Below are 2,720 nucleotides of genomic sequence, written 5' to 3'. Positions count from 1 at the left end.
CGAAGCTGCTGCTCCAGGAAGTGCCCTCCGCCTGGCGCGCCCACATCAACGACGTCCTGCTCACCGCCCTGGCTCGCGCTCTCGCTGAGTGGACGGGCCAGTCCCACGTCCTCGTTCACCTGGAAGGCCACGGCCGCGAGGAGCTCTTCGACGGCGTCGACCTCTCCCGCACCGTCGGCTGGTTCACCTCCTTCACCCCCGTGCTGCTGCCCGCCCCCACGAGCGGCTCGGCGGGTGAGTGCCTGCGCGCGGTGCGCGACTCGCTGCGCCGCCTGCCCCACCACGGCATCGGCTTCGGTCTGCTGAAGTGGCTCGGCCCCACGGACATCGCCCAGCGGATCCAGTCCTTCCCCGTGCCTCAGGTGGCCTTCAACTACCTCGGCCAGATCGATGCCTCGGCTTCCTCCAGTCGCCTCTTCTCCCTGAGCCACGAGCCCGCGGGTGCCCGGACCGCACCTTCCGGTGCACGTCCGCACGTGCTGGAGATCAACGGCTCCGTGCTCGGTGGGCAGCTCCAGCTCTCCTTCGGCTACAGCACCCACCTGCACCATGCGGCCACCATCGAGTCGGTGGCCGGGCGCTTCCTCCACCACCTGCGTGCGCTCATCTCCACGCGCGCCTCGGAGGATGCCCGCCGCTTCTCTCCGGGTGACTTCCCCCTCGCGGCCCTCTCCCAGCCGTCGCTCGATTCGTTGCTGCAACAGACCGGGTCCGACGTCGAGGACATCTACCCGCTCTCGCCCACTCAGCAGGGCATGCTCTTCCACACCCTGCTGTCTCCCGAGTCCGCGACCTACTTCCTGCAGCTCTCCTGGACGGTCGCGTCCAAGCTCGACCTGCCGACGTTCCTGAGAGCCTGGAAGGCGTGCCTCCAGCACCACACCATCCTGCGCTCCTCCTTCCGCTGGGAGGGCCTCAACACCCCGCTCCAGGTGGTCCACTCGCAGGTGGAGCTGCCCTTCGAGCAGCTCGACTGGAGTGAGCTCTCTGCTTCCGAGCAGCACACCCGCTTCGAGCAACTCCTCGTCCAGGACAAGCAGCGCGGGTTCGAGCTGCGCCACGCACCGCTCATGCGTCTGACGGCCGTGCGCCTGGCGGACAGCTCCGTGCGCTTCCTGTGGAGCCACCACCACCTGCTACTGGATGGCTGGAGCCTCGGCGTGCTCATGAAGGAGGTCTTCTCCCTCTACGGCGCCTTCCGCTCCGGCTCCTCGCCCCGGCTCACCGGGGCGCTGCCCTTCCGCGACTACATCGCCTGGCTGCAGCGCCGCGAGGCCTCCACCGATGAGGCCTTCTGGCGGGCCTACCTGGACGCGTTCTCCGCTCCCACGTCCCTGCCCGCGGACACCCATGCCGCACCGCCGCAGGGCCAGCCCGCCGAGCACTTCGCCCTCGAGCTGGACCTCCCCACCGAGGCCACGGCCTCGCTGCTGTCCTTCGCCCGCCAGCACCAGCTCACCCTGCACACGCTCGCCCTGGCGTCCTGGGGCCTCGTCCTCGCGCACTACTCGGGTGAGCAGGACGTCGTCTTCGGCAACACCGTCGCCGGCCGTCCTCCGGAGCTTCCGGGCTCCGATACGCTGGTGGGCGTCTTCATCAACACCCTGCCCACGCGCGTCCGCGTGCCCTCGGGCAGTGCGCCCCTGCTGCCGTGGCTCCAGTCGCTCCAGGCGCAGCAGCTCGAGCTGCGCCAGTACGAGCACTCTCCGCTCGTCCAGGTCCAGTCCTTCAGTGCTGTTCCCGCCGGCATCCCGCTCTTCGAATCCCTGCTCGTCTTCGAGAACTACCCCCTCGACGCCTCGCTGCTGGATTCGTCCTCGTCGCTCCAGGTGCGCGACATCCACGGCGACGAGCGCACCAACTATCCACTCACCCTCTCCATCCTGCCCGGACAGTCCCTGCGCCTCCGGGCCGCCTATGACTCGCCTCGCTTCGAGGCCGCTTCCATGCAGCGGCTCCTCGAACACTGGCGCACGGCCTTGCGCGCCCTGGCTTCCGCTTCCCACCTGGGTGACGTCTCGCTGCTCTCCGACGCCGAGCGGCAGCGCGTCCTCGTGGAGTGGAACGACACGCACGCGGACCCGCAGGACACGTGCGCCCACCACCTCTTCGAAGCCCAGGTGCAACGCACCCCTGATGCGCACGCCCTTCAGATGGGCGAGCGGACCCTGACCTACCGCCAGCTCGATGAGCGCTCCAACCAACTGGCGCACCACCTGCGCTCACTGGGCGTCGGCCCCGAAGTCCTCGTCGGCCTGTGTGTCGAGCGCTCCCCAGAGCTCGTCGTCTCCATCCTCGCCGTCCTCAAGGCCGGCGGCGCCTGGCTCCCCCTCGACCCCTCCTACCCCACCGAGCGGCTCGCCTTCATGCTGCGCGATGCGCGTCCGCCCGTCCTCCTCACCCAGGACAAGCTCGCCGACGAGCTGCCCGTGCAGAGCGAGCTGCTCGCCCTCATCGACTCCGAGTGGGATTCGCTCATCTCCCGCCAGCCCACGCATGCCCCCGACGTGCGCGTGCTGCCCGACAACCTCGCCTACGTCATCTACACCTCCGGCTCCACCGGCCGTCCCAAGGGCACCCTGCTGCGCCATCGCGGCCTGTGCAACACCGCTCGGGAAACCATTGCCTTCATGGACCTGGGGCCCGGCCGACGCCTGCTCCAGTTCTTCTCTTCCGCTTTCGACGCCTCCGTCTCCGAAATCTTCCCCGCCCTGCTCTCC

At 69.2% G+C, this 2,720-nt stretch carries 1 protein-coding gene; it reads left to right on the top strand.

Annotated elements, in window-relative coordinates; all coding sequences use genetic code 11:
• Positions 1-2,720, top strand: a 2,720-nt coding sequence (locus G4D86_RS51515; protein ID WP_164003068.1) for a condensation domain-containing protein, incomplete at both ends; no start/stop codon positions are given.

Origin of the sequence: Pyxidicoccus caerfyrddinensis (assembly GCF_010894405.1) — a bacterium.
Lineage (GTDB): Bacteria > Myxococcota > Myxococcia > Myxococcales > Myxococcaceae > Myxococcus > Myxococcus caerfyrddinensis.
The sequence above is the reverse complement of the archived record's forward strand: the minus strand, read 5'-3'. Positions and strand labels throughout refer to the sequence as shown.